This window comes from Thalassotalea montiporae, from assembly GCF_053485855.1.
The window spans coordinates 268213-289452 of the sequence record NZ_JBQRUO010000004.1; the positions used below are offsets into that span (position 1 = coordinate 268213).

The window sequence follows — 21240 nt, forward strand, 5'->3', positions numbered from 1 at the left end:
AAAAGACGTTTGAGCAAAGGTGAAGAGGTCAATTATGCTCGAAGAACTTCAGCAACAGCGGATTGAGTGTCCACACTGCGGACACCACTTACACGTAACGTTAGACCCAAGTGCCGGTGACCAAGATTATTACGACGAATGCCCTGCATGCTGCAGTGAAATTCATTTCAATATGCATATTGATGAGGTCGGGCAAAAGATTGAGCTACAAGTAGACGCAGACGACGAGCAAGTTTTTTAGGCGCAAATGTTTGAGCGAAAAGCGGCGTAAAACTGGCCGACTTATCTCTGCGTTTTTAAGGTTAGCCCAATTGCAATTTCATTCGCTCTATCGTCGACACGATAGTAATGGTTTGCTGATCCATTTCAATATTGACGTTATCACCAACCTTAAGATCACCAATATTGGTTCTGGTTAATGTTTCAGGGATCAAATGCACATTGAAGTGACCGTTTTCCACTGACTCACCTAAGGTCAAACTCGTGCCATTAATTGAAATAAACCCTTTGCCAAATAAGTACTTTGCATAAGCTGCTTGTTGGCTTGGCGCCAACTCAAAATAAATACTGCGATTATCACCAATATTTTCAATTTGAGTCACACTGGCCATGGCATGAATATGGCCTGAGACTTGATGCCCGCCGATTTCATCGCCAACTTTTAACGACCGCTCATAATTCACAAAATCGCCAGCTTTAATCGATGCAAGGTTGGTTACGCGTAACGTTTCATCAATCACATCAAAGCGAATTTTGTCGAGCGTTTCATCAAGCGATTGCTGCTCGACAACAGTTAAACATACACCATTAATAGCGATACTGGCGCCCAACTCAATTTGCTGTGCATATTGCTTGTCAACAGCGATGCATAACTGGCAAACGCCATGCTTAGTTTGTGCTGATAAAACTTGTGCTTTCGATTGCACAATCCCAGTAAACATATATTATTTACCCCTTAAAAATTTTCGCTATTTTAACAGCAAAGCATTCAGGTTTTCATGCGCTTATCAGATTTTATTTATCAATCAAAAAGTTTACTTAAACTTGCTTACCCTATTCTTATTGCCCAACTGATCCAAAACTTAATGGGCTTTGCCGATACGGTAATGGCTGGTCGTGTAAGCGCAACTGACATGGCTGCGGTAGCAGTTGCTAGCAGTGTTTGGCTACCAGCCATTCTAACGATTTCCGGTATCATGATGGCGTTAGCGGCAATAGTGTCACAATACTCAGGCGCCAAGGCATTTGATAAAGTCGCAAGTGCAACCTATCAAACTGCGTGGATTGGCTTGTTTTTAGGTGGCTCACTTATCTTGTTAAACGCCACCGTCGCGCCAGCAATTTATCAAGAAGTGACCCTTGAACCAGAACTCAAGAAGTTAATGTTTGACTACCTAGACTATATCGTTTGGGGTGGCCCCGCGTTTTGCTTGTATTTTGTGTTAAGGAACTATTCAGAGGGCTTATCACATACGCGGCCAACCATGATCATTAGTATCATTGGTTTGCTCGTTAACATCCCCGCTAACTACATATTTATTTACGGTAAATTCGGCATGCCTGCACTGGGCGGCGCTGGATGCGGCCTAGCTACGGCTTTGGTTTATTGGGCAATGTTTTTATCTATGTTGGCCTACACTTACTTTTCTAAACACCTTAAACAAGCGCATTTGTTTGATCGTTTTTACTGGCCAAATTGGTCAGAGATAAAAACGGTTTTGGCACTGGGTGTGCCTATCGCATTATCACTGCTGTTTGAAGTTAGCCTATTTGCTGTGGTGGCTATAATTTTGGCACCATTTGGCGCTGAAGTTGTGGCGAGCCACCAAATCGCCATTAACTTCTCTGGGCTGGTATTTATGATCCCGCTAAGCCTTGCCATGGCAGTGACGATAAAAGTCGGCTTTGCCGTTGGTAATAAACAATATCAGGATGCAAAAGATATTTGTTGGTATTCAGCACTATTAGGCTTAGTTATTGCCGTCGTTACAGCCTCTGGCACGTTACTGTTTAAATCCGAAATTGCGGGTATATATACCACTGAACTACCTGTAATTGAGCTAGCAGCAAGCTTAATGTTCTTGGCAGCTCTATTTCAGTTTTCAGACGCTATTCAAGTGATTTCAGCGGGTGCATTAAGGGGGTATAAAGACACTACCTCAATATTGATCATCACATTTTTCTCATATTGGATTGTCGGCTTATCTATTGGCTTAATACTCGGTTTAACTAATTGGATAATTGAGCCGATAGGCCCATCAGGCTTTTGGATTGGCTTTATCTCAGGCTTAACCACCGCCGCAGTGCTATTAGCTATTCGGTTAAAGGTCGTGCAAGCACGGCTAGCGTAAAATTAGAGCATACTTTCAAAGCTAGCTCATTTTTTGGAGGTGGACGAGACATGGACCTAGACAGTGCACAGTTAAGTTTGCTGTTTGAACAAAAGCTAAAACCCAAGTTAGCGCCGCTAGAAATCACACGTTTAGCGACATTAAAGAAGAAAAAAGCGCTTACCATTTCCGTAGGTGCCTTTTTTATCGCAGTATTGTCAGACATTGACTCAACGCCTTTGCTAATTGCGTTATTTGCCACTATGGCGTATTGCCTTGTCACCTTTAAATTCAGTTTGGACAAGTTCCGAAGTAGTTACAAAAAACAAATAATGGTGACTCTGTTGAGTGAAATTGACGAGTCGCTAATTTGGCATAAAGACAAATTCATCACTCAAACCGAGTTCGAACAAAGCGGTTTGTACCCCAAAAAAATTGATAGTTACGGTGGTGAAGATCTTATTTGTGGCGAGCTCGAAGGCTTTAAGGTTGAAATGTCTGAACTTTTTGTAGAACAGATTATTCAGCGGCCTGAAGGCGGCTCACTAAAAAACCCGATTTTTATCGGTCTATTTCTCAAAGCTCAACGTTCCACGCCATTTTCTCACTCTAGTTATATTTTAGCGAAAGAAAATGCCAAGCAAAGGTTAAAAGAAAAGCTATTTGGCCATTTTCAAAGTCCACGTATTGGTGAAAACGTAGCATTACCGGAAAGTGAATTTAGCCAATATTTCTCCGTTGTCAGCTCAGCGCCAGATAACATATTACAAATGCTAACGCCTGAGTTGATGAATAAATTAGTTGACTATAGAAAGCAAAAACAGGGAATCGCGATATCGCTATCTTTTGTTGGCCAAAATGTTTACATTGCAATCCCCGAAGGCAGGGATTTATTCGAACCTCAACTAGCACTGGCTGTAACTGAATTTGACGTCATCAAGGGACTGTTTCAAGATTTAGTGTTTTTTACGGGTTTATTACGTGAATTAGGACTTAATTCAAATACTCGACACTAATGCTCATTTAGATATAGACATGAAAAAGCGCAAAGTAATTAATTGTATAAATTAATCCACTTTGCACTTTTTTCTTTCTTTAGCAGCAGGATTGATATGCCCAGCTATTTCTCAACTGCAACTTTTTCACTAGTTTCTGCTGTTGCCATAATACGGCGATTTTCTGCATGAGCAGCAGCAGTATTTGCCTCGTTAATTAAACGCTCTTCGCCATAGCCAACAGCGTTTAATCGTCCGCCATCAATACGATATTCGTTTACCAACATATCAACCACAGCTTGGGCACGTTTCATTGATAAGGTTTTATTGTAGCCTGCCGCACCAACGCTAGACGAATGACCTTCAATGGTTAGATTAACACCGCTGTATTGTTTTAAGAAGTTAGCGAGCTTTTCAACTTCACCATAAAACTCAGGCTTAATGACATCACTGTTATTATCAAAGTTGACTTGCACTTCAATAGAACGCATTTTCTCGCTAAACAAGGTACAGCCTTTAATATCGACCATATGATTTGTTGGTGTGCCTGGACACTGGTCTAAACTATCAATAACACCGTCTTTATCAGCATCTTTAACGGTAGGCGTTGTTGCTGGTTTAGCCGTAACGGGCTTCACTGCTGTTGGTTTTGGCGTTACAGGTGAGGCTTTACGTGCCTTGTTCTCACCAAAGAAGTAAATTAAACCCAAAGTGGCGTTAAAGTCAGTATGGTACTCTTCAAATTGATAATGCCCTTTACCTTCAACAAAACCAGCAAAGCGATTGGTAAAGTAATGACGGTAGCCCATACCAATGTTGGCTGATACTTCTTTTTCTTCTAAATCAATTTCTTTAAAACCACCAATAAGGTAAAGGTTCTTTTTGCTTGGAAAGTGCAAAACATCAATTGCTACTGAACGACCATCTTGGTCGCCATAAACATTGCGCAGTGCATCAACTGACAAGTCGGTATACTGAATACGCAATTCGTTGTATTCAGAAAAACGATAGCCAAGCGACAAACCCGCACCATCGCCCTCCTCTAACCCTGACGCACGATCACCCGCTACGGTCAATCGTTCATTATCTGCATCAAAATAGCTGTAATGAATACCGCCATAAGCTTGCTTAACCAAAACTGAGGCATCTGGCTGCTCGTTTGCCATAACTCCCATTGAAAATGCAGAAGAACAGGCTCCTGCTGCCAATAGCGCAATAATTTTATTATTTTTCATCTAGATTCCCTTAATTATTCCATGCCCTGCGTTTGGGGCTTATCAATGCGTGAAGGTTTTTAAACTACCAAGTTATTTAATTATATTGTTAATAACGATGCTAATTTAATCAATAAATTTAGTAATTTGTTGTTAAATTAATCGAACAAACCAAATTTGAGAAAATATCGCGAAAAACACTTGCAACTGTAAAATAGCATCGCTAACATAGCGCTCCGTTGCTAAGGCAACATTGATTTGGGAGCGTAGCTCAGTTGGTTAGAGCGCTTGCTTGACATGCAAGAGGTCGCTGGTTCAACTCCAGTCGCACCCACCACATTCTAAAAAGCCGCACATTGTGCGGCTTTTTTCGTTTTGCGAGATTATTACGAGTTTTTGATCGCTAAGCGGCTTCGAAAGCACTTGCGGAAATGGTGGGCCCTTCACCATCAACCAGCGATAAATTAACGTCTACGCGCTTTTCAACCACCTTACCTACGATAATTAACGCTGGGCCTTGAAAGTTAGCTAAATCACTTGCCGCATCCATCGATGCCAAAGACTTGCAAACCACTTTCTGGGTATGACTCGTGCCCTGATCAATCACCGCAATCGGCATAGTTGTTGCCATGCCATGACTTATTAATCGCTGACAAATTAACTGAACACGATTCAAGCCCATATAAAAAACCAGTGTGCTTTGCTCTGCTGCAAGCAGGTGCCAATCACATTCATGGTCTTCTTGCTTGCCATGAGCAGTAATAAATTTCACCGATTGCGCGCAGTCTCTATGAGTTAACGGAATACCGGAATAAGCGGCGCAGCCTGTCGCCGCAGTAATACCGGGGATGACTTGAAATGGAACATTCGCTTTCGAAAGCACATCCGTTTCTTCGGCAAGTCGAGCAAATATCGACGGGTCTCCACCTTTTAATCGCACAACTCGTTTACCTTGAGCCGCGTAATCTACCAATAACTGACAAATTTCTGCTTGTGTGACCGAATGCTGACCACATTTTTTGCCAACAAATACCCGTTCGATATGATCTGGAATAAGGGCATTAATTTCAGGGTTCACCAGCCAATCAACTAATACGATATCTGCTTGCTGCAGTGCTTTTACAGCTTTTATCGTCAATAGCTCTGGGTCGCCAGCCCCTGCACCAACAAATACCACTTGCCCAGAATTTTTGTCGGAGGATAGTACTAACGAGCTGTTCTTGTGTTGATGTAGCTTGCGCGTTAGCCAGGTTAATTTACTGACATTACTCGCATTGGTATTCTGAACACTTTTGGCAGCCCAACGGCGCTTTTGTTGATGCTTAAACCAAAATAACGGGGTTTTAAATAAGCTTAACTGCATACTAATTCCTTAAGCATCTTAAAATTCTTTAAATAGACACCAACTAAGCGCTGGCGACTTCTTTAATGTCGATTAGGTTCGATTGGCAATCATTAATAATGGCTTGTAATTCTGGCTTACACGAACCGCAGTTACTGCCACACTTTAGTGACTTACCTAGCGCAGTAACACTGTCTGTGCCAGACATTACCGCTTCTCGAATACTCGCTTCAGACACATTGAAACAACTGCACACTTTTCGACTTTCATCTGCGCTCGCTGGCGCTGTTTTTGAGAGTAAGGCTTGCACCTCAGTAAACGACAAACTGTCTTGCCCAAACAATCTATCCACCCATTTTTTCGCTTCACTAAAAGCCTGATTGGCAAAGTAAGCGACACATTTCACTGCACCATTTTGCAAGCAAATCACATGAGAAAGTTGATTGTCTTCATCGTTAAAACTTAACCACTCCCCTTGGCACGGAAAAAGTTGTTGCAGTTTAGCAATGGTCATGGGTTGTTCTTTACTGGTGGCAAGTTGGTAGTGCCAACAATGCTCTTGCTTAGCTTTTAACCAATAAGGCGTATCAGTGTTAATATCCTCTGCAAAGTAGCAATCAAGATACTGAGCAAAGTTAGCCTTTTCTATCGCAATACCAGTATGTTTTAACTCGGGTTGACCAGAAATAGGATCTACCACTGCATTGTAAAGCGTTGACACCGTTGCATTTGATGAAAATTGGCCGTTCCAGTGAATAGGCATAAAGCACTCACCCAAATTAACGGCATCAGTGATTTGCACGGGTACAAATAACTCACCGGTTTGCGATTGAACATGGGCAATCTGGTGTTCTTTTAAACCTAGTTTAATCGCGTCTTGCGGGTTAACGGCAATATAAGGTTTCGCTAAATGTTGAGTTAACGCAGATGCAACGCCTGTGCGTGTCATCGTATGCCATTGATCGCGATAACGACCGCTGTTAAGTACTAATGAATATGCTTTACTGACTTTCTGCTGAGGTAATTGTGGGGTTACGGCGAAAAACTTAGCTTTGCCGTTAATAGTAGCAAATTGACCGTCTGCAAATACGCGTGCGCTTTTTTGAGCGCCCGCTTTTATTGGCCCTGTTATTGGCCATTGCACAGGTTGTAATTGGTCAAATTCGGCGAGTGTTAGTTGCGCCAAGCCTGACATATCAAAAACGCGCTTGGTTTCCCCTGCGTTTTGATAGCCAGATAAGGCAGCAAATTCGGTAAATACTTGATAAGGGTGCTGATAATCAAAGCCACTAAAACCCATTTTTTGTGCCACTAGCGACATAATATGCCAGTCGTGTTTGGCTTGCCCTGCTGGTGTTAGCGCACCGCGTTGTCTTGAAATTCGGCGCTCAGAGTTAGTGACAGTGCCATTTTTTTCAAGCCATGGTGTAGCTGGTAATTTAACATCAGCAAAGGCCAATGTATCGTTATCAGCGACGCAATCTGACACCACGACAAACTCACATTGTTCAAATGCTTTAGCAACTTGATTGTGATCCGGCAAACTCACGAGAGGGTTGGTTGCCATAACCCAAACCGCTTTAATTTTGCCCGATTGCATTTGTTCAATCATATCAACCGCTTTCGCACCTTGCTCGGTTGGGATGTGCGGTGATTGCCAAAACGTTTGCACTAAATCACGATGTGCTGGGTTTTCAATATCCATATGAGCCGCCAACTGGTTAGCTAAGCCCCCTACTTCGCGCCCGCCCATGGCATTAGGCTGACCCGTGATAGAAAATGGCCCAGAGCCAAGTGATGCAATTTTGCCTGTCGCTAAATGCACGTTGATGATGGCATGGCATTTATCAACACCGGAAGTCGATTGATTGATGCCCATGGAGTACATGGATATTGCTTTCTTTGAGCGCAGGAATAACTGATAAAAATCTTGCAACTGGGCTTGGCTGACACCACAAAATTGACTAACTTTTGCCATGTCCCAATACGAGGCTTCGGCAAGTGCCTCGTCAAATCCTTGTGTATTGCCATCTATGTAGGCTTTATCCAACGCTTCATGTTCGGCCAAGAAATTCAACAAACCGTTATACAGCGCGGCATCGGTACCAGGATTAATCGCTAAATGCTGATCTGCACTTTCCGCTGTTGCCGTGCGCCTTGGGTCAACCACCACGAGCTGACACGCTGGGTTGATTTGTTTCGCACGCTGCATACGTTGAAACAATACAGGGTGCGTCCACGCGGCATTAGAGCCAATTAATACGATTAAGTCGGTGTGTTCTAAATCTTGGTAATCGCAAGGCACCACGTCTTCGCCAAACGCTCGTTTATAAGCCGACACTGCTGATGACATGCAAAGTCTTGAGTTAGTATCGATATTGGCGCTACCGATATAACCTTTCATTAGCTTATTGGCAACATAGTAATCTTCAGTCAGTAACTGCCCAGAGACATAAAAGGCAACCGCATCGGGGCCATGTTGCTTAATTATCTTATCGAACTCACCAGCAACTTTGCTAATTGCTGTATCCCAGCTTACTTGCTTACCTGCGATTTCAGGTGCTAACAAGCGATTGGTAATATCGACCGTATCAAGTAGGTGCGTTCCCTTAACACACAAGCGACCAAAGTTGGCAGGATGCTCAGGCGAGCCCGCAAGGTTAGTTGCCTGCTCGCCGTTTATCGTAATATCCACACCACAACCAACGCCACAATAGGCACACGTACTTTGCACCAAAGCGTTTGTCACTCTAGGTGGATAATGAGCTTGCTCATTTAGAGATGAACAGTGAGCCTGCTCATTCAAGCCAGTAGCGTAAAGCTGAGCTGCCTTATCAATGGTTTGGTCGCACGTCATAAGCTGCAATCCTCTTAGATATAAACTTGGATCGCTTGGTCCTGAATACGCGCTGGATAAGCGCCTATTTCAGCTTCTTCTTGAATACAGCTGCCGGTTTTCAAGGAAAACTGCTGCTTGTAAAGTGGTGAAGCAACAATAGGTTCGCCGTTGTTACTGCCAACAATGCCGCGATACAGCACGTTTGCTTTACCAATCGGGTCAAAATTATCAACCGCAAACACTTTTTCGTCACTGTCGGGAATACTAAAAATGGCAATTTGTTTCTCCAGTTGCTCACCCTGTTCACTTGGCTTAGCAACTAAGGCGCAGATACCGGAGTTAGCAACTAGGTCTTGAATACCACACAAGGTCACCCAATCTTTGTTTACCGTTTGTTCTTTTAACGCTTGTGTCATAATTAGTCCTCCATTACAGCAACAGCTTGTTTGCTTGATTCGCTAGGGCTTTCATTGTGGGTTAAATCGACAATTTCGATATTGCCGCCCAGTTCACCCGCTTTCTTTTCAGCAAGTGTTGCCGGGCGAATTTGATCGCGCTCCGTCACAAATTGAATATTGCTGTCGGTTTTATCTGAATTGACGAATTGTCTAAATCGCTTCAATGACTCTGGATTTTCAAGTGTGGTTTTCCACTCACATTGGTATTTGCCAACAATACTTGCCATTTGCTTTTCAAGTTCGTCGCAAATGCCTAAGTGATCGTCAATAATCACTTTTTGTAGGTACTCTAAACCGCCTTCTAAATTTTCCATCCACACTGACGTGCGCTGCAAGCGATCACCAGTTTGAATGTAAAAGCTAAAGATACGGTCAATGTATTTAATCAGGGTTTCATCGTCTAAGTCGGTGGCGAATAAGTCCGCGTGACGAGGCTTCATACCACCGTTACCACAAACATAAAGGTTCCAGCCTTTGTCGGTTGCTATCACGCCAAAATCTTTACTTTGCGCCTCAGCACATTCGCGCGTACAACCAGAGACAGCAAACTTCACTTTGTGTGGAGCACGCACGCCTTTGTAGCGGTTTTCAATATCAATCGCCATGCCCACACTGTCTTGCACGCCATATCGACACCAAGTGCTACCAACACAAGATTTCACTGTACGTACAGATTTACCGTAGGCGTGACCTGTCTCTAAGCCAGCATCAATTAATTCTTGCCAAATATCAGGTAATTGGTCGACTCGAGCACCGAATAAATCTATGCGTTGGCCACCAGTAATCTTGGTGTAAAGGCTATATTTTTTCGCGACTTCGCCGATAGTGATCAGTTTGTCAGGTGTAATTTCACCGCCTGGAATACGCGGTACGACTGAATAAGTACCGTCTTTTTGCATGTTGGCGAGGAAAGTATCGTTGGTATCTTGAAGCGGCACTTTATTGCTATCAAGGATGTAATCGTTCCAAACCGACGCTAAAATTGAACCTACGGTTGGCTTACAAATTTCACATCCCAACCCGTGGCCGTGTTTTTCAATTAACTGCTCGAAACTGGTAATTTTCTCTACTTTAACGATATCGAATAATTCGCGGCGAGAATAAGCAAAGTGCTCACAGATATCTTTTTTCACTTCAACGCCGCGACTTTCTAATTCTTTGTCTACCACATCTTTAAGTAAGGCTGCACAGCCACCACAACCTGTGCTAGCTTTAGTGCAAGATTTTACATCGGCTACGCTACAGGCACCGCCGTCTACTGCCGCAACAATATCGCCTTTAGTGACATTTAAACATGAACAAATCGTTGCGGTATCTGGCAGTGCATCAGCACCCAACATAGGTTTGTCTGCGGCCATTGGTAAGATCAGCGCTTCTGGGCTTTCTGGCAGTTCAATGGCGTTTAGCATGTACTGCAAAAGGCTGTCGTATTCGCTAGTATCACCAACAAGCACAGCACCTAGTAGTAACTTTTTATCGCTAGAAACAACGATTTTCTTGTAAACGCCTTCTGGTTGATTTTCGTAGGTATAAGTTAATGCACCTTGTGTTTTGGCATGCGCATCACCAATTGAGCCAACATCAACACCCATTAATTTTAATTTAGTGCTCATGTCGGCACCTTCAAACACCGTTTCACTGGTGCTATCTAGCACATGCTTAGCGGCAACTTTCGCCATCGAGTAGCCGGGTGCCACTAAGCCATAAATCATATTTTCATATAACGCACATTCGCCGATCGCGTAAATATTTTCGTCTGACGTTTGGCATTGGCTGTTAATCACAATACCACCACGTTCACCCAGCACTAGGTCGTTTTCTCGTCCTAAGTTGTCGTATGGGCGAATACCTGCTGAGAATAACACCAGATCAGTTTCTAAGGTTTCACCATCAGCAAACACTAGGCGGTATCGGCAAGACTCACCTTTTTCAATAACTTGTGTTGCTTTTGAGGTATGCACTTGCACGCCAAGCTCTTCAATTTTTGATTTGAGTAAGCGGCCACCGCCAGTGTCAACTTGTACCGCCATTAACTGCGGTGCAAATTCCACTACATGGGTTTGCAACCCTAACTCTTTAAGTGCATTGGCGGCTTCTAAGCCTAATAAACCGCCACCGATCACCACACCAACTTTACTGCTACTTGCACTGCTTTTAATAGACTCCAGGTCATCTATGGTGCGGTAAACAAGGCAATGAGATTGATCTCCCCCAGGGATCGGTGGCACAAAAGGATAAGAACCTGTTGCAAGGATTAACTTGTCATAGCTAAACGTTTCACCCACTTCAGTGGTGATTTGCTGCTGCTGGCGGTCAATAGTCGTGACCTTAGCATTGGTACGAAAATCAATTTGCCAATCATGGTAAGTTGATTCGTCTGTTAATGCTAAGTCTTGCGCTGTTTTACCCGCAAAATACTCAGATAAATGAACGCGGTCATAGGCCAAGCGATTTTCAGCTGACAACACTGTGATGTTCACTTGCTTTGCAGACTCACGTAAATTGGCAAGTTGCTCAACAAAGTGATGACCGACCATACCGTTGCCAACAACAACGACGTTTAGCTGTTTAGACATGTTATTTCCTCTTAACTTAGATTCTTGATTGATGCTTTGTTATTAGAATTTCGCACCAACCCAGACCCAAAGCTTGTCTGTATCGACTTTGCCTGAGCCACTGTCGCCTGCCGAATAAGCGGCAAACTTAATTCCACCTGAAAAGGTTTTGTTGAAACTTTTCCCGTATGAAAGATTGATTTCGTCACCAAAGTCTTCCACTGCTGCTTCATCTTCGTCAGCTTCATAGTCGTGATAAACAACAGACCATTTACCGCCCAACGCCTTACCTGAAACTGATACATATAAATCAGCTAAACCTAAGCTTGGCGTACCTAAGAATTGATCAGCCCAGCCGTTAAATTTGTGCAAGGTTGCAAGAGGTGTTGAGAAGCCATAGAAGCCGTTATCGCTGCCCAATACTTCGTAACCACCTTTCACAGTGATACCGCTAAAGCCGTAACCCACTTCAATGAGTGAATATTCGGCATCAAATTGACCAGCCGCAGATTCAGAGTCTTGTGTAGCAAATTCAAAGGCATACAGTACTTTGTTGCTGTCGCCGTGTTTTTGGCTGCCCGCGAAGCGAATACCGTACGTATCTATTTCTCTTTGAACGCCCTCATCTTCGTCTAGCAAGTAGCCATAACCAGTTAACTTACCGAATGGCGTTTTGTAGCTCACATTCAACAAGTGGTCTTTACTGTCTAAATCACGATTTTCGGCAAAAATACGGTTGCGTTGAGTCAGGTAAGCGTAAATCGCTTCATAGTTATCCGATTTGTAATTAAATGAAGCCGCATCGAAGGTCTGTCTGTCTTGTCGCCAGCCAACGTGACCCACAAAACGATGATTGTCTAAGGTAAGTACTTGACGACCAACTTTTGCCGTAAAGCCTTGATCAGCGTACTGAACATATGCCTGATCAACTTCTGTTGTTTCAGGATCGGCAATTACTGAATAACCTGCGCCATTGCCAGCCGTGTCGTTGTAATCGTCAACACCTAGCACTTGACGCGAGTCTTCAAATTCAACAAAGCCGGAGAACTTGTTAAAGGTTGCCGTTTTATAACTTAGGCGAGTACGTAACGTTAAAGCATCAGCATCGCGCAAGGCGTTGTCTTGATCGACAGCTTCATAACGTAAACGAAAATCGATAGACGCTGTGCCTGCATCGGCACTGAAGGCCAATGGTGAAACAGCAGTAAATGTAGTTGCAGCTAGAATTGAGAGAGTTAGTTTATTTGCTTTCATATTAATTCCTTAGTGTTCGATTCAAACGAAAACGTGGGTTTTACATAGCTCAGTCTAGTGACCGGCTAAATATTAACCAGCGTATCGTAGCGCTAATTTAGTGTTTTTTTGTTACGCCACGTCATGTTTTTTCATGTTTTCTTTGTTCGATTTAACAGTTGTCGAGTCATCAGCCTTTTGACCAATGGTTTCGACTTTTCGTTGTTTTTCATAAAGGAAAGTTAATACAGCGGAGCGAAGTCGGTTATATTCAACATCTTGCGCAAGTGCCAAGCGGTTTCTCGGTCTTGGTAAGTTAACATCAAGAATTTCACCAATTGTGGCCGCAGGACCATTGGTCATCATGACAATGCGATCTGATAACAACACAGCCTCATCAACATCATGGGTGATCATGATCACGGTATTGTTGAGTTCGTCTTGTATTTCCATCAATGAATCTTGCATATGCGCACGGGTTAGCGCATCCAATGCACCAAACGGTTCATCCATCAAGAGTACTTCTGGTTGCATAGCCAGCGCGCGAGCGATACCCACACGTTGCTTCATACCACCAGAAATTTCATCTGGGCGTTTGTGCATCGCGTGATCCATATGAACGAGTTTCAAATTGTGCTCTATCCACTCTTTCATCTCACCCGGTGCCATTTTTTTCTTGAACACCTGCTTCACCGCAAGTTCAACGTTTTGATAAGCCGTTAGCCAAGGCAACAAAGAGTGATTTTGAAACACAACGGCGCGTTCTGGGCCTGGTTCCGTCACTTCTTTGTTGTTAAGCAGCACACCACCTTTAGTGGCTTGATATAAACCCGCCACTACGTTTAGTACCGTCGACTTGCCGCAACCAGAGTGGCCAATTAACGAAATAAATTCACCTTTGTTAATTTTTAAGTCCACTTCTTTTAGCGCGGTAAAGTCTCCTTTAGGCGTTGGAAATACCATGTCGATTTTGCTGATATCAAGTAAAATGCTCATCTAAATATTCCTTATCTGTATTATTATCAGGGCCTAAAGAGGATTAACGATTTGCGCTGGCTTTGTCCCAAGAGACAATGCGTTGCAGTTGTAACATGCCGCGGTCAAGCAAGAAGCCGATAAAGCCAATAACAAATACGGCGGTCATAATGCGACTTAAGCTTTGCGAGCTACCATTTTGGAATTCATCCCAAACAAATTTGCCAAGACCAGGGTTTTGCGCCAACATTTCTGCCGCGATTAACACCATCCAAGCAATACCCAGTGATAAACGCATACCCGTGAAAATGGCAGGAATTGACGCTGGTAGTACAATCTTTTGCACGTGTACTAGGCTCGGTAAGCGCAATACTCGGCTAACATTGTTCCAATCAGAGTTAATAGCTGATACGCCCACAGAGGTGTTGATCACCATTGGCCACAAGCAACACAGGGTTACCGTGATCATTGAGTTTAGAAATGACTTGGCAAACATTGGCTCAGGCGACACATATACCGCGCTAACCACCATGGTCACTAGTGGCAACCACGCTAACGGTGATACCGGCTTAAAAATTTGAATAATGGGGTTAATTGCCGTATTCAAGTTTTTGCTAAGACCAATTGCAATGCCTAGTGGGATCGCGATAGCCGCCGCGACAGCAAAACCACTCATCACCGTAATCAAGCTAGTGCCGATTTGGTCGATAAAGGTTTCTTTACCGGTATATGCACGGATTTTAGGTACATAGTTCGGATCTTTAGCAACACGTTTGGCATTGCGCTCTTCTTGACGTTGATAAAACGCTGCTTCTTTTTCGCGTTCTGTGTTGTGCTCTTGATATAAATTGACCACCTGAGTCGCCACTGCCGTTGGGCCTGGGAACTTACCTAACGACGTATCTATTTTACTGGCAGCAAACGACCAAATTATCAGGAAAATCGCAATACCAACTATTGGCAAAACAATAGCTTTGATGTGATTTGACAACCAGCGCAACGCATTGGTTGCCCAGCTCGGCTGCCCTTCTGATGTAGTCATTTTTTGTATTAAGGTGGTCATATTTCTCTCCAAGCGCGTAACACTAGCCACTTAACCGTAAAGCTACGCTGTATAACTTTCTATTTACTTTTCTAGTACTGGGTTTTGTTACTGGCGACTAAATCTTGTCGCCAGCTTTTAAGCCAATGTTAAATTTATTGATGTATTCGTTTGGCTTAGTACCGTCGTAAACGATGTTATCGATGAAGTGTGTTTGCGGGCTGCGGAAGCCGTCTTCACCATCAAGCGAAGCGAAATCAGTTGCTGGCATAATTTTTTCATCGACCAATGATTGCACTGCCTTCATGTAAATGTCTGGACGGTATACTTTTTTCGCTACATCGAAGTACCAGCTATCCGGCTTATCATCACTGATTTGGCCCCAACGACGCATTTGTGTTAAGTACCAAATGGCATCTGAATAGAACGGGTAAGTTGCGTTGTAACGGAAGAATACGTTGAAATCAGGAACAGCGCGTTTGTCACCTTTTTCGTATTCAAAAGTGCCTGTCATGCTGTTTGCAATCACATCGTAGTCAGCACCAACGTAGTTTGACTGCGATAGAATTTTTACCGCTTCTGGACGGTTAGCGTTGTTGTTCTCGTCTAACCATTTCGCAGCGCGAATGAGTGCACGCGTTAAACGAATAGTGGTATTAGGGTATTTTTCAGCAAACGCTTTGGTGATACCGAATACTTTTTCTGGGTTGTCTTTCCAGATCTCGTAGTCAGTAACAACAGGTACACCAATACCTTTGAATACTGCTTGCTGGTTCCAAGGTTCACCCACACAGTAACCGTAGATAGTGCCAGCTTCTAACGTGGCAGGCATTTGAGGTGGCGGCGTTACCGAAAGTAATGCTTGAGCGTCAATTTGACCTGATGTGTCGCCTTTATGTGGTGCGTAGTAACCAGGGTGAATACCACCTGCCGCCAACCAGTAGCGTAACTCATAGTTATGGGTAGACACTGGGAATACCATGCCCATATTAAATGGCTTACCCGCTTCTGAGTATTTCTCAACCACTGGCTTAAGGGCATCTGCTTTAATCGGGTGAACTGGCTTACCGTCAGCTTGCTTAGGAATGTTTGGCTTCATTTGTTTCCAAATTTCATTAGAAACTGTGATGCCGTTACCATTTAAGTCCATTGAAAACGGTGTAATGATTTCAGCCTTTGTACCATAACCAATGGTTGCAGCAATTGGCTGACCCGCTAGCATATGAGCACCGTCTAGGCGGCCATCAATCACACCATCAAGTAAAACTTTCCAGTTTGCTTGCGCTTCAATCGTGACGTATAAACCTTCGTCTTCGAAATAGCCTTTTTCATAAGCAATGGCGATAGGCGCCATATCTGTAAGTTTAATGAAACCGAATTTTAGCTCTTCTTTTTCTGGATACCCTAACTCCTCGGCACTAACGCTAACGCTTACGACACTGCTCGAAAGACAAAGGCCGGCTACAAGCGCTTGACCCATTATTTTACGGCAGAAATGTTTAGGTTGTTTTAATAGGTGTTTAAACATCCGTTCCTCCAAATAAAAAAAGCCCGCTGCACCTGAGGTTTGATCATGGGGATCATTACCACGTGCATGCGGGCTACTATGCCAAACTAATCGGTTACCACGCCTTTGCGGTGTAATTAGTTAAATAAATTGTTGTGTTATTACTTGTTTATTAACGCGTAATTTTTTGTTGCCTAAAATGCTTGGTTCTAGGCGAGTTATACCCACAGCCGTTGCAGGGTTGGTTTTTGTTTTCGTTTGACCCAACTACAAACGTTGATAACTTCAATTATTACTATTCAGGTTTAGTGCCAACTTTGAACATTTACTCTAAACCCTTATTTTTATTGACTTTGCATACCCTAGTGATGATTTTGTGTTAAATGCTGTTAACCTGCCAATGCATTAGTTTGGCGCACTAAGGTACCATTTTGGTGCTTTTTAATGGCGTTACCTTAGTTGGTGTTGCAAAAGCATCGTGCTCTGCAAATGCTTGCTGATAAATATCTTGTCGAAATACACTATCAATCAGTGCTTCTAGCTTAACTTCAGCAGGAATATGTTGATGTTTGACCATCTGACTCAACAGCCATTCACCATGGAAGAGTTCCGGTTTATTAATCGTATCATTGCCATCAAGGGCAAAACGGTTATAGCTCGGAATGTGACGTGGTGATAGTTGATGATGCACGAGGCAGCTTCCAATAAGCGACGGCGCGATAACCGACAAATGTAAATCTAAATAGGTGTGCCGACTAAGTATACGTGCCGCTTCAAAGCGATTAGCCACTGTAGCCAGCCAATCGCATGCTTGCTGCAACGCGATGATTAGCGCTTTCGTGGTTTCTGGGTGTTGCTCTTGCCAGCTCTGTTTCATCGCCAGTACTTTTTCTGGCATGTCAGGCCATATATCGCAAGATGTTGCCCCTGTAACGCCAACACCATCACGCACTGCTTTGGCATTCCAAGGACCACCCACACAAAAGCCGTCAATATCGTCACTTTGGAGCGCTTCAACCATAGAGGCAGGAGGAATAATAACGATATCAACATCGTCCTTATTAACACCATTTTGCTCGAACCACGTCAGTAATTGATAATAATGACAACTGTGCGGATAAACGGTGGCAAATCTTAATTTCGTGTCAGTTTGCTTGCTTGCTTTCTTTCTAGCCTCAATAACAGGTTTCAACAAAGCAGCGCTAATGGGTAAATCAATATGATGACGTTGATGAACAAACTTTATTTCTTCATAAAGCGCCATTGAGATGGTAATACCGTTGCCATTTTGGCTCAGCACCATAGGCGCAATAACGTTCACCGCAGGGCCACTTAATCCTAACGTGCTAGCAATCGGCATCGGTGCAAGAAACTGCGCAGCATCTAACACGCCTGCATGCAACTTATCGCGCATGGTCGCCCATGAATATTGCTTTTTCAGCGTAACATTTAGCCCTTGCGACTCAAAAAAGCCCAACTCATGGGCAATGACAAGTGGCGCACAGTCAGTTAATGGCATAAAGCCAAGAGAGATATTGCGCTTGTTATTCTCTATGTTATGAATATTGGTGCTGCTCATGATGATTTCTCCAACATTTGCGCAAGTGATAAAATATTTTTGGCCACATCTTCTAGCTTCTGACTGTTATCCATCGCCATTTTGCGAATTCGATGATAAGCCTCTTTTTCAGTTAGGCTTTTGGTTTCCATCAACCAAACTTTTGCTTGTTCAACCACTCGCTGGCTAGAAAGCTTTTGCTTGGTTTTGACCAGTTCACTTTTTAGCGCTTGGTATTCTGAAAAACGCGCGACGGCGGTATCTAAAATGGAGCGCACCCGAATAGGATTTATATCGCCGGCAATATAGGCACTAACCCCAGATTTCACTGTTTGATTAATGGTTTCGGTATCTTCTTGTTCCGAGAACATGACAACAGGTTTAGGATTGGCGTGTGAAATAATGCTGAGGCTGTCGAGAATATCGCGACTTGGGGATTCTACATCGATAATAATGACATCAGGTTGCAGTTGTTCAACTTGCTTGAGCAATGACATACCCGAAGATGCGACGTGTTTAATACAGTATTGTGAGTGATCTAAGGCACTCATCAGAATGTCGGCTTTTTTCTTATCGTCTTCGATAAGTAGCACGTTAAGTTCATTTAATTGTTGTTTTTGCATGCTGGTTTGCGTGAGTCGCCACTTTTCCAAGCTTAGACAGCAACTAATACAAGATACACACCAGCTTTATATTCCCTTAAATAACATAACCTTAAGTTTATTATTATGGCTATTTACGCAACTGTTGAACCGATTTAATGCAGCTTTGCTTTATTTTAGTGAAACACGTGCAACGCAATGAACTGATAACTATAAACATTCCCTAATGTTAAGCTATTTGGCACAAAAAAGGCCTGCATATGCAGACCTTTAAACAGGTTAACGAAAAGCTATATAAATTAATATGTTAACAAGCTGCCGTTAATAATCACCTAAGCTAGTATCAGCTAAGCTAGTGTTTTCTTCTTAACCACACTAACGATAACAATGGTAGTAACCATGCCATAGAGCCGCCACCAGAAGAACTACTAGGTGCTGCCGGAGTCGGCGATGGTGTTGGTGTCGGCGCTGGAGCAGGAGCTGGAGCCGCTGTCGGCGTAAAGCTAATATTGCGAATATAGCCTTTATCGTCGCCTTCACTTGCAGAGCCGTCTTTGTTGTATACCCAAGTAATACGGTTTTCTTCACCCGTTAAGTCGTAAGATTTTTGCTCAAATGCGACTTCACCTGAAATAAACTCTACTAGTTCGCCATTGATGTAAACATAAAGTGCGTCGTAAGGCTCGGCAGGATCGTCAGCATTTTCTTCGGATGATACCGACCATTCAAAGTTAAGTTCACCTTCACCACTTACAACAGCCATAACGATACTGTCTTGATCATGAGTAATTGCGCCGCTTTCAATGCCACCGTCAACGTTATTGGCAAGCCAAGCCTGTTCACCACCGTTATACCAAGTGATGTTTTCATCGCCGCCAACCGTGTTTTCAATATCACTTGATGCCGCAATTGCACGACCTGCCAAGAAAGTCTCGCTGGTGGTAATTTCACTATTATCACTGTTAATGGTTAGACGAGCTGTTTGCTCACCCACGGCACTAGCCGTGTAATCAACCGTTAACTGACAACGTTCACCCGCGGTGAGCGATAAACATTCATCTCCAGCAACAGAGAAGCTATCATCGCCTTCAATACTGTAGGTAAGATTCGCTGTTTGTGAGGCGTTGTTAACCACTTCTACTTGCGTGCTAAAAGTTTGCTCAGTTCCAACAATATGGAAGTCTTGCGTTTGGTTAATCGCAATACCTTCAGTGATTGCCGTTAACCAATCATCAAATTCAGCAACACGCGCATAAACGCCTGGGAACCCATCTGCTGCACAGCCAAAGCCCCAGCTAACGATACCTAGTTGTTGCCAGCCTTCGTTAGTATTTAGTACAAGAGGGCCACCACTGTCACCTTGACATGAACCTTTGCCGCCACCAGCGACAGCGGCACAAATCATGACATCAGTCACACCTGCTCGGTCAGGGTCGCCACCTTCACCAAACAATGAATTGGCTAAAATGGTTCGACATTCTTGGTTATTTAACAGTTGTAAATCTACTTGATGTAAAATATCTGGGAAATCACCTGTAGGTCCTTCGCCTGGCTCATAACCCAAACGACCGCCCCAACCAATTACGGTAACATCGCTTGCTTCTGCGGCCGCATTGTCAGTGGTAACTTTAGATGCCAAGGTGACACTTGGGGCATCAACCGTTTCCACTAACTCTAGTAACGCAATATCATTATTTAAACTAGGGGCGTCGAATTCTGGGTGCATGTAAATGGTTTGGATATCGATAGCATTTTCTGCGCCATCGGATAGGTCATGCTCGCCAACATTCACTTTGACAAATTGTGAGCTTGCACTATCGACACAGTGCGAAGCCGTCAATACCCATTTGCCACCAAGGAATGTTGCACCACAAGAAGAGTCTTGAATTAGGCTCGCTTCACTCGATACAGAAACCGTTGCCATATCGCCTAGGTTATTTGCCTTTAGCGCTTGGCCATCTTCTTGATTAATTGCAACGACCGGAATACCACCAGCAAAGTCATCGCCTAGCGTCCCATTAATCGCGCCGTCAACATTGTTGTAAATAACAACACCAACACCACCGCCAGCTTCACAGTTTTCCGCTTTTACCGAAAAGTTGATCTCACCACGCTCAATTAAACAAACTTTGTCTTGTGCATCGCTACAAGCTTGATCGCCAATGCCGCAATCAACAAGCTCGCCGCTTGCCTGACCTGCTGGGCTATTGGTAAACGGGCCAGTATCATAGCTTGTGCCCGATACTTCCAATGAGGTTGTTAGCTCTTCGCCAGTAAACACTAACGCCGACATCCATGGCCAATCGCCATTCACCGCCTGCTCACCACCAACAATTCTCGGCTTTACCAGTGGATTAGTGTTTTTGGCTACCACAGGGTAAGCTACCATTAATGCCGCACTGATTGCCGCTATCCCATATCTTTTCATTTACACTTCCTTAACAAAATTTCCAAACTCACCTTAATAGATCCTCTACGAGGTTTAAAGCAAAAAAGTCGAAAAATTTTACAATTTATATAAAGGTAAGCTTTAAATGCCACCCCTAATGATTCGTAAAAAACAGACGCCAATGAAGCAGTAATAACGAAC

16 protein-coding genes and 1 tRNA gene are annotated in these 21240 nt (G+C 43.5%); 4 read left to right on the forward strand and 13 right to left on the reverse strand.

Annotated features, from left to right (window positions below; genetic code table 11):
• Nucleotides 1-34 precede the first annotated feature (34 nt).
• Nucleotides 35-241, forward strand: a complete 207-nt coding sequence (locus tag ACSLUR_RS13950; protein WP_448555512.1) for a CPXCG motif-containing cysteine-rich protein — start codon at nucleotides 35-37, stop codon at nucleotides 239-241.
• 61 nt (nucleotides 242-302) lie between these two features.
• Here the strand turns inward: ACSLUR_RS13950 and ACSLUR_RS13955 are convergent, their stop codons facing one another.
• Nucleotides 303-941 carry a riboflavin synthase subunit alpha gene (locus ACSLUR_RS13955; protein WP_448555514.1) on the reverse strand — a complete coding sequence of 213 codons (639 nt, stop codon included), beginning with the start codon at nucleotides 939-941 and terminating at the stop codon, nucleotides 303-305.
• A gap of 57 nt (nucleotides 942-998) precedes the next feature.
• On the opposite strand from ACSLUR_RS13955, the gene ACSLUR_RS13960 reads away from it, so the two are divergent.
• On the forward strand, nucleotides 999-2351 hold the full coding sequence (locus tag ACSLUR_RS13960; RefSeq protein ID WP_448555516.1) for an MATE family efflux transporter: 1353 nt from the start codon (nucleotides 999-1001) through the stop codon (nucleotides 2349-2351).
• 50 nt (nucleotides 2352-2401) lie between these two features.
• Complete coding sequence (locus tag ACSLUR_RS13965; protein WP_448555518.1) at nucleotides 2402-3346, forward strand: DUF3137 domain-containing protein; 945 nt, start codon at nucleotides 2402-2404, stop codon at nucleotides 3344-3346.
• 104 nt (nucleotides 3347-3450) lie between these two features.
• Here the strand turns inward: ACSLUR_RS13965 and ACSLUR_RS13970 are convergent, their stop codons facing one another.
• Entirely contained in the window at nucleotides 3451-4560 is a 1110-nt protein-coding gene (locus ACSLUR_RS13970; protein WP_448555520.1) for an OmpA family protein, read from the reverse strand.
• 239 nt (nucleotides 4561-4799) lie between these two features.
• Between ACSLUR_RS13970 and ACSLUR_RS13975 the strand changes: the two genes are divergently transcribed.
• Nucleotides 4800-4876, forward strand: a tRNA-Val gene (locus tag ACSLUR_RS13975).
• A 66-nt stretch (nucleotides 4877-4942) separates the two neighbouring features.
• On the opposite strand, the gene cobA is transcribed toward ACSLUR_RS13975, so the two are convergent.
• The 11 genes from cobA to ACSLUR_RS14030 all read right to left on the reverse strand — a co-directional run bounded on the left by cobA (nucleotide 4943) and on the right by ACSLUR_RS14030 (nucleotide 21078).
• A complete protein-coding gene (gene cobA / locus ACSLUR_RS13980) occupies nucleotides 4943-5902 on the reverse strand; it encodes a uroporphyrinogen-III C-methyltransferase (RefSeq protein ID WP_448555522.1) in 960 nt (319 codons plus the stop codon).
• Between the two features lie 43 nt (nucleotides 5903-5945).
• Nucleotides 5946-8738, reverse strand: a complete 2793-nt coding sequence (locus tag ACSLUR_RS13985; RefSeq protein ID WP_448555524.1) for a nitrate reductase — start codon at nucleotides 8736-8738, stop codon at nucleotides 5946-5948.
• Nucleotides 8739-8752: 14 nt separating this feature from the next.
• The gene (gene nirD, locus ACSLUR_RS13990; protein ID WP_448555526.1) at nucleotides 8753-9136 is read right to left on the reverse strand and encodes a nitrite reductase small subunit NirD; all 384 of its coding nucleotides are present in this window, start codon (nucleotides 9134-9136) and stop codon (nucleotides 8753-8755) included.
• Between the two features lie 2 nt (nucleotides 9137-9138).
• Nucleotides 9139-11754: a nitrite reductase large subunit NirB gene (nirB, locus tag ACSLUR_RS13995; protein ID WP_448555528.1), complete on the reverse strand. Its 2616-nt coding sequence runs from the start codon at nucleotides 11752-11754 to the stop codon at nucleotides 9139-9141.
• A 42-nt stretch (nucleotides 11755-11796) separates the two neighbouring features.
• The gene (locus ACSLUR_RS14000; protein WP_448555530.1) at nucleotides 11797-12987 is read right to left on the reverse strand and encodes an alginate export family protein; all 1191 of its coding nucleotides are present in this window, start codon (nucleotides 12985-12987) and stop codon (nucleotides 11797-11799) included.
• A 111-nt stretch (nucleotides 12988-13098) separates the two neighbouring features.
• Complete coding sequence (locus tag ACSLUR_RS14005; RefSeq protein WP_116000120.1) at nucleotides 13099-13962, reverse strand: ABC transporter ATP-binding protein; 864 nt, start codon at nucleotides 13960-13962, stop codon at nucleotides 13099-13101.
• A 43-nt stretch (nucleotides 13963-14005) separates the two neighbouring features.
• A complete protein-coding gene (locus tag ACSLUR_RS14010; protein ID WP_220347687.1) occupies nucleotides 14006-14983 on the reverse strand; it encodes an ABC transporter permease in 978 nt (325 codons plus the stop codon).
• A gap of 118 nt (nucleotides 14984-15101) precedes the next feature.
• Entirely contained in the window at nucleotides 15102-16463 is a 1362-nt protein-coding gene (locus ACSLUR_RS14015) for a CmpA/NrtA family ABC transporter substrate-binding protein (RefSeq protein WP_448555608.1), read from the reverse strand.
• A gap of 445 nt (nucleotides 16464-16908) precedes the next feature.
• On the reverse strand, nucleotides 16909-18069 hold the full coding sequence (locus ACSLUR_RS14020) for a CmpA/NrtA family ABC transporter substrate-binding protein (RefSeq protein ID WP_448555532.1): 1161 nt from the start codon (nucleotides 18067-18069) through the stop codon (nucleotides 16909-16911).
• Entirely contained in the window at nucleotides 18066-18671 is a 606-nt protein-coding gene (locus ACSLUR_RS14025; RefSeq protein WP_116000116.1) for an ANTAR domain-containing response regulator, read from the reverse strand. The genes ACSLUR_RS14020 and ACSLUR_RS14025 overlap by 4 nt, the downstream gene beginning before the upstream one ends.
• A 331-nt stretch (nucleotides 18672-19002) precedes the next feature.
• Nucleotides 19003-21078 (reverse strand): trypsin-like serine protease, encoded by a 2076-nt coding sequence (locus ACSLUR_RS14030; RefSeq protein WP_448555535.1) that lies wholly within the window; start codon nucleotides 21076-21078, stop codon nucleotides 19003-19005.
• Nucleotides 21079-21240 lie beyond the last annotated feature (162 nt).

Coding starts and splice junctions, on each gene's coding strand:
- ACSLUR_RS13955 (WP_448555514.1), bottom strand. CDS start 941: ATGTTTACTGGGATTGTGCAATCGAAAGCACAAGTTTTATCAGCACAA.
- ACSLUR_RS14030 (WP_448555535.1), bottom strand. CDS start 21,078: ATGAAAAGATATGGGATAGCGGCAATCAGTGCGGCATTAATGGTAGCT.
- ACSLUR_RS13985 (WP_448555524.1), bottom strand. CDS start 8,738: ATGACGTGCGACCAAACCATTGATAAGGCAGCTCAGCTTTACGCTACT.
- ACSLUR_RS13960 (WP_448555516.1), top strand. CDS start 999: ATGCGCTTATCAGATTTTATTTATCAATCAAAAAGTTTACTTAAACTT.
- ACSLUR_RS14005 (WP_116000120.1), bottom strand. CDS start 13,962: ATGAGCATTTTACTTGATATCAGCAAAATCGACATGGTATTTCCAACG.
- nirB (WP_448555528.1), bottom strand. CDS start 11,754: ATGTCTAAACAGCTAAACGTCGTTGTTGTTGGCAACGGTATGGTCGGT.
- ACSLUR_RS14015 (WP_448555608.1), bottom strand. CDS start 16,463: ATGGGTCAAGCGCTTGTAGCCGGCCTTTGTCTTTCGAGCAGTGTCGTA.
- ACSLUR_RS14020 (WP_448555532.1), bottom strand. CDS start 18,069: ATGAGCAGCACCAATATTCATAACATAGAGAATAACAAGCGCAATATC.
- nirD (WP_448555526.1), bottom strand. CDS start 9,136: ATGACACAAGCGTTAAAAGAACAAACGGTAAACAAAGATTGGGTGACC.
- ACSLUR_RS14025 (WP_116000116.1), bottom strand. CDS start 18,671: ATGCAAAAACAACAATTAAATGAACTTAACGTGCTACTTATCGAAGAC.
- ACSLUR_RS14000 (WP_448555530.1), bottom strand. CDS start 12,987: ATGAAAGCAAATAAACTAACTCTCTCAATTCTAGCTGCAACTACATTT.
- ACSLUR_RS14010 (WP_220347687.1), bottom strand. CDS start 14,983: ATGACTACATCAGAAGGGCAGCCGAGCTGGGCAACCAATGCGTTGCGC.
- ACSLUR_RS13965 (WP_448555518.1), top strand. CDS start 2,402: ATGGACCTAGACAGTGCACAGTTAAGTTTGCTGTTTGAACAAAAGCTA.
- ACSLUR_RS13970 (WP_448555520.1), bottom strand. CDS start 4,560: ATGAAAAATAATAAAATTATTGCGCTATTGGCAGCAGGAGCCTGTTCT.
- ACSLUR_RS13950 (WP_448555512.1), top strand. CDS start 35: ATGCTCGAAGAACTTCAGCAACAGCGGATTGAGTGTCCACACTGCGGA.
- cobA (WP_448555522.1), bottom strand. CDS start 5,902: ATGCAGTTAAGCTTATTTAAAACCCCGTTATTTTGGTTTAAGCATCAA.